This is a genomic window from Caulobacter sp. P1_B12_2 (assembly GCF_056406675.1).
On record NZ_JBFTZS010000291.1, the window covers coordinates 1 to 5,854 of the forward strand.

Sequence of the window (5,854 nt, forward strand, 5' to 3'; positions counted from 1 at the left end):
CTGCTGACCTGCGGCATCTATGACAGCGTCGGCAGCTTCGCCTACCGCGTCGGCCTGCCGGCCAAGAGCGGGGTCGGCGGCGGGATCGTCGCCATCGTCCCGGGCAAGGCGGCGATCGCCGTGTGGTCGCCGGAGCTGGACCGGTTCGGCACCTCGGTGGTGGGAACCGTGGCGCTGGAGCGGTTCACGCAGCTGACCAACTGTTCGGTTCTCTAGTCACGGTTCGAACGCCGGGGAGTCTCGGGCGTTGGTGTCGCTCCTCAACCCGCAAGGAGCACCGCGACATGGGCATCTTCAGCACCATCATGGACAAGATTTTCCATCACAAGCCCAAGGCCGCGCCCGCCGCGCCGACGCCGGCTCCCGCCCCGGCCCAGGCGCCCACCGCCGTCGCCGTGGCCCCCGCCTCGCCGCCGCAGGTGATCGACGTCACCGCCTCGCTGGACGACTTGGCCGCCAACGCCGGCCAGAAGCTGGACTGGCGCCATTCGATCGTCGACCTGATGAAGCTGGTCGGCATGGAGTCGAGCCTGACCGAGCGCAAGGAACTGGCTGACGAGCTGGGCTACACCGGCGACAAGGGCGACAGCGCGACGATGAACATCTGGCTGCACAAGCAGGTGATCAAGAAGCTGTCGGAAAACGGCGGCAAGGTGCCGGCGGAGTTGATGGACTAGACGCCTTTCCAAACACTGTCATCCCGGACAGGCCCTGCAAAGCCGGGCGCAGACGGGACCGCCGGAAGCTCTGAGTTCACGCGTCGGTCCCGGATCTTCGCGCTGCGCGCTCGTCCGGGATGACAGCCCTTGGGTCATTGAGTCAGATCAAGGTCGGTCGTCATCGACCGCGCGAAGCTTCGCCGTTCCAGTAACGGAGAGCTTCCATGACCCCTTTCCTCACCTTCGTGATCCTCGCCTTCGGCGCCTTCATGCTGGCCCTGGCGATCGGCCAGATCCAGACGGCGCGGGCCGAGCGCGGCAAGCGCCGCTAGGCCTCCCCGTCGTACCCGACCCCCGTCAGGTACAGCCCATCGGCCGGAGCCACGGGCCCACAAGCCGTGCGGTCCTTCGCCTCCAGCGCCGCCCGCACATCCTCAGCCGTCCACCGCCCCACCCCGACCTCGACCAGGGTGCCGGTCATCGACCGCACCTGGMGATGCAGGAACGACCGAGCCTCGAACACCAGGTGGACCTCGTCGCCGACCCGCAGCACGCGGGCCACGTCCAGCGTCTTCAGCGGCGACTTGGCCTGGCAGGCCATGTCGCGGAACGTCGTGAAGTCGTGAAGCCCGACCAAGGCCTGGGCGGCGGCGTGCATGGCCGCGGCGTCGATCGGCTTCTTGACGTGCCAGACCTTGCCCGCCTCCAGGGCCGGCGGTGCGCGGCGGTTGAGGATGCGGTAGAGGTAGCGCCGCTCGTTGGCCGAGAACCGGGCGTGCCAGTCGTCGGAGACCACCACCGCGTCCAGCACGCTGACCRCCTCGCGCACCAGGTGGGCGTTCAGCGCGTTCATCACCGTTTCGGCCGGCCAGTCGCGCTCCAGGTCGACATGCACCACCTGAGCCGTGGCGTGGACGCCGGTGTCGGTCCGCCCCGCCGCCGCGATCCGGATCGCCTGGCCGGTGAAGGCCGTCACCGCCGCCTCGATCGCCCCCTGCACCGACGGCTGCGAGGCCTGGGCCTGAAAGCCGTTATAGGGCCGGCCGTCATATTCGATCGTCAGGCGGTAGCGGGGCATCAGGCCAGGACCGTGCCGGCCGCCAGCGGGAAGCCGCGCAGGAAGATCTCGGCGTCCTGGGCGCCCTTGCCTTCGCGCTGGGCCTTGAGCAGGCGCACGGCGCCGTCTCCACAGGCGATCAGCAACGTATCGTCCAGCGGGACACCGGGGACGCCCTCACCGTGCTCGACGCGCGACAGCAGGGCCTTCACGCGCACCGGGCCCTTCTCGCTCGGCGCCTCGAACCACGCGCCCGGAAACGGGGAAAGCCCGCGGATGTGGCGGTCGACCTCGGCGGCCGGGCGGGTCCAGTCGATGCGGGCCTCGGCCGACTTGATCTTCTTGGCGTAGGTCACGCCCTCCTCCGCCTGCGGGACCTCGCGGGCCCCGCCGCGCTCGATGGCGGCCAGGGCCACGGGCAGCATGCGCGAGCCGACGGCGGCCAGCTTGTCGTGCAGGGTCCCGCCGGTCTCCAGGGCGTCGATCCGCACCTGCTCGCCCATCAGCACCGGGCCTTCGTCCAGGCCGACGCTCATCCGCATCACCTGGACGCCGGTCACCGCATCGCCGGCCATGATCGCCCGCTGGATCGGCGCCGCGCCGCGCCAACGGGGTAGCAGCGAGGCGTGCAGGTTGAAACAGCCCAGGCGCGGGGCGTCGAGCACCTCGGCCACCAGGATCTGTCCGAAGGCCACGACCACGGCGGCGTCGAGATCCAGCGCCTGGAAGGCCTCGATCTCCTCGGGCGTCTTCATCGATACGGGCGTGCGCACCGGCAGGCCCAGGCTTTCGGCGAAGGCGTGGACCGGCGAGGGCTTGAGGTCCTGGCCGCGACCGCGCGGGGCGGGCGGCTGAGAATAGACGCAGACGATTTCGTGGCCGGCGGCGACGAGCTCGGCCAGGCAGGCGACGGAGAAATCGGGGGTTCCGAGGAAGGCGATGCGCATGGGGGCGGTTTAGCGGCCTAACCCCTCGGGGGAAAGCCGGAGTCGGAACCTTCACCGTGGATCGCCGTTCTATGAGCGACCCAGTTTTCCAGGAGGAAACGCCATGCGCTCCATCACGCTGATCGCCGCCGCCGGCCTGGCCGCCCTGTCGCTCGCCGCCTGCTCGGACGAACACGCCACCCAGATCAAGGAAGGCGCCAAGGCCGCCGGCAGCGAGATCAAGCAGGCCGCCACCGACATCAAGAACGACCCCGACGTCAAGGAAGCCGGCACGGCGCTGAAGGAAAGCACCGAGGAAGCCGCCGCCGACGCCAAGGTCGCGGCCGGCGAGGCGGTCGACAAGGCCAAGGAAGCCGGCGCCAAGGCGGGCGAAGAGACCAAGGAAGCGGCGTCCGACCTCAACGCCGACGCCAAGAAGGCCGGCTCGAACGCCAAGAAGGAAGTCCACGAAGCGACGCGTTAGGCAGCGCGCGAATTTGGGGACACACACTCACGGCACGGCTCAGGCCTTCGCGGCCACGGTCGCGGGGTGAGTGTGTGTCCCCGCTTCGTTCGCTGAATCTTAAGCCGCGCGGCGGGCCTTTTTGACCTTGGAAATCGCCCGGTCGCGCTTCAGGCGCGACAGGTGGTCGATGAACAGCACGCCCTTCAGGTGGTCCATCTCGTGCTGGATGCAGACCGCGTACAGCTCCTCGGCGTCTTCCTCGACCGCCTGGCCCTGATAGTTCAGGTAGCTGATCTTGACCTTGGCCGGACGCTCGACGGCGTCGTAGACCTCAGGCACCGACAGGCAGCCCTCTTCGTATTCGAACAGCTCCTCGGACGCCCAGGTGATCTTCGGATTGACGAAATAGCGCGGGGCCGGCTCCTCGCCCTCGCGGGCCAGGTCCATGACGATCACATTGACCAGCTCGCCGACCTGCACGGCCGCCAGGCCGATGCCGGGGGCGTCGTACATGGTCTCCAGCATGTCGTCCATCAGCGCGCGCAGCGCGTCGTCGACGGCGGGCACGTCCTTGGAGACTTGCTTCAGAATCGCCAGATCGGCGGCGTTATCGACGGTGAGAATGCGGCGGATGGTCATAACGACAGTCAGGTAAGGTCCGCGCGGTCCAGCGTCAAGGCGACGGAAGGGCGCGGGCGACACGCATGTCCCTAAGCCCTACCAGGGCAAAGGCGAGATGATCGAGTACGCGGCCAGCATAGCAAAGATGGTCCAGACCAGGATGATGACGGCGGCAGCCGCGATAAACACGGGCAGTCGCAACGACTTGGCCCGGGCATCAAGGAGCTCGTCGAAATATTCGGGGTCCACCGCGCGTTCAATCCGAACTTTGCTCGGCGATTTGCCGATCAGCACGCCCGTCCGTCGCGCGGCCAGGATGGCCAAACCCTGGGTGAGCAAAATATAGAATGAGGCGACGACGGCGACGACGCAGGCCAGGAAGGTCATCAAGAGAGTTTATGGCTTAGCTTTAAGCCGTGCAATCGAAGCATCCTCGGGCGTCTCGGTCGCCAGCTTGATCAGCGGCCGCACCGAGCCCTCGACCGGGCCCAGCTCGCCGATCTCCTTGCCCTCGTGGTCCACCGACAGGTCCTCGAAGCGGCGGGCCTGGGTCAGGACCTGGCTTTCCAGCGAGCCGACGAACTGGTTGTAACGGCCGACCGCCGCCTCCAGGGCCTTGCCTACCGAGCCGGCGTGGGCCCCCATCACGGCGATGCGCTTGTAGAGCTCGCGCCCCACCGCGACGATGGCGGCGGCGTTCTTGGCCTGGTCCTCGGCCCGCCAGCCATAGGCGACGGCCTTGCAGAGGGCGAACAGGGTGGTCGGGGTGACCAGCAGCACGCGGCGGTCCATGGCCTCGGTCATCAGGTCGGGCAGGCGGTCCAGGGCGGCCGCGAGAAAACCGTCTCCGGGCACGAACATGGCGACGAAGTCGGGCGAGCCCTCGCCGGCGAACTGGTCCCAGTAGGCTTTCGCGGAAAGCCCCTGCATGTGAGCACGGACGCTGGCGGCGTGCCGCGCCAGGCAGCTTTCGCGCAGGTGGTCCTCGGTGGCCTCCTGGGCCTCGAGGAAGGCGTTGAGCGAGCACTTGGCGTCGATCACGAACACCCCGCCGCCGGGCATCTTGACCTTCACGTCGGGACGACGGCGGCCCTCGTCGCTCTCGACGCTGAACTGCTCCTCGAAGTCGAAGCGGTTGTTGAGACCCGCGGCCTCCAACACGTTGCGCAGGGTTTGCTCTCCCCAGCGGCCTTGCACGCCGGCCCCGCGACGCAGCGCGGCCGACAGCTTGCGGGCCTCGAACTGGGTGGCGACCGAGGCTTCCATCAGGGCGTTGATCTGGGCCTTGAGCCCGCCGGTCTCCTCGGCGCGAGCCTTCTCGACGGCGGTGACCTGGGCCTCGAACTTGGCCAGGGTCTCGGCCACCGGCTTGAGCTGGGCTTCCAGACGGGCCTGGGACAGCAGTTCGCGGCTCTTGAAGTTCTCCTCGGTGCGCTTGATCAGCGCCTCGGCCACGGTGTTGGCGGTCATGGTCGCCTGCTGGGCGGCCTGGGCGCGGATCAGCTCGCCCTGGGTGGCGGTCTGGTCCTCGAGCAGCCGGGCGCGCTCGTCGGCCTGGACCAGCTTGGCGTTCAGCTCCCAGGCCCGGGCGTCGGCGCCGGTCGCGCGACGCTGGCTGGCCAGGGCCCACAGCACGGCGCCGACGGCCAGCAGGGCGAAGACGATGGCGAGGATCAGGAACGGATCGGAGAAGTTCATGCTCCGTTCTTAGCCGGAGTCGGGGGATCTAGGAAGCCGCCTAAGCCGGCCTACGCGCCCGCAGCGCCTGCGCGATCGTCCCGTCGTCCAGCCAGTCCAGATCCCCGCCCACCGGCACGCCGCGCGCCAGCATGGTCACCGACACGCCGCTCGGCGCCAGGCGGTCGGCCAGGTAGTGGGCCGTGGTCTGGCCGTCGACCGTGGCCGGCAGCGCCAGGATGACCTCCTGGATCTCGCTGGCGTTCGCCCGACCGAGCAGCTCGCCGACCCGCAGCGCCTCGGGGCCGACGCCGTCCAGGGCCGACAACAGGCCGCCCAGCACGTGGTAGCGGCCCTTGAACGAGCCGCCACGCTCCATGGCCCACAGCGAGCCGACCTCTTCGACCACGCACAGCAGGCGGTTGTCGCGGGTGGCGTCCGAGCAGAT

General features: G+C 68.9%; 9 protein-coding genes. 3 read left to right on the forward strand and 6 right to left on the reverse strand.

The genetic code is table 11. The features are described 5' to 3' along the window. Both AC1DZ6_RS17045 and AC1DZ6_RS17050 read left to right on the forward strand, forming a co-directional pair. The coding region (locus AC1DZ6_RS17045) for a glutaminase (RefSeq protein ID WP_477098335.1) at positions 1–216 on the forward strand (216 nt) is incomplete at its 5' end. Positions 217–284: 68 nt separating this feature from the next. Further along, positions 285–677, forward strand: a complete 393-nt coding sequence (locus AC1DZ6_RS17050) for a DUF3597 domain-containing protein (RefSeq protein WP_477098336.1) — start codon at positions 285–287, stop codon at positions 675–677. A gap of 310 nt (positions 678–987) precedes the next feature. Here the strand turns inward: AC1DZ6_RS17050 and truA are convergent, their stop codons facing one another. Then, positions 988–1,737 (reverse strand): tRNA pseudouridine(38-40) synthase TruA, encoded by a 750-nt coding sequence (gene truA, locus AC1DZ6_RS17055; RefSeq protein WP_477098337.1) that lies wholly within the window; start codon positions 1,735–1,737, stop codon positions 988–990. After that, positions 1,737–2,663 (reverse strand): methionyl-tRNA formyltransferase, encoded by a 927-nt coding sequence (gene fmt / locus AC1DZ6_RS17060; RefSeq protein ID WP_477098338.1) that lies wholly within the window; start codon positions 2,661–2,663, stop codon positions 1,737–1,739. The genes truA and fmt overlap by 1 nt, the downstream gene beginning before the upstream one ends. Positions 2,664–2,766: 103 nt before the next feature. Between fmt and AC1DZ6_RS17065 the strand changes: the two genes are divergently transcribed. Beyond that, the gene (locus AC1DZ6_RS17065; RefSeq protein ID WP_477098339.1) at positions 2,767–3,126 is read left to right on the forward strand and encodes a cell surface protein; all 360 of its coding nucleotides are present in this window, start codon (positions 2,767–2,769) and stop codon (positions 3,124–3,126) included. A 99-nt stretch (positions 3,127–3,225) separates the two neighbouring features. Here the strand turns inward: AC1DZ6_RS17065 and def are convergent, their stop codons facing one another. The 4 genes from def to AC1DZ6_RS17085 all read right to left on the reverse strand — a co-directional run. Next, positions 3,226–3,747: a peptide deformylase gene (def, locus tag AC1DZ6_RS17070; protein ID WP_477098340.1), complete on the reverse strand. Its 522-nt coding sequence runs from the start codon at positions 3,745–3,747 to the stop codon at positions 3,226–3,228. A gap of 78 nt (positions 3,748–3,825) precedes the next feature. Beyond that, a complete protein-coding gene (locus tag AC1DZ6_RS17075) occupies positions 3,826–4,116 on the reverse strand; it encodes a hypothetical protein (protein WP_477098341.1) in 291 nt (96 codons plus the stop codon). A 9-nt stretch (positions 4,117–4,125) separates the two neighbouring features. Next, positions 4,126–5,427 carry a DNA recombination protein RmuC gene (locus AC1DZ6_RS17080; protein WP_477098342.1) on the reverse strand — a complete coding sequence of 434 codons (1,302 nt, stop codon included), beginning with the start codon at positions 5,425–5,427 and terminating at the stop codon, positions 4,126–4,128. 40 nt (positions 5,428–5,467) lie between these two features. Further along, positions 5,468–5,854 (reverse strand): recombination mediator RecR (locus AC1DZ6_RS17085; protein ID WP_477098343.1); only part of this gene is annotated, 387 nt, incomplete at its 5' end.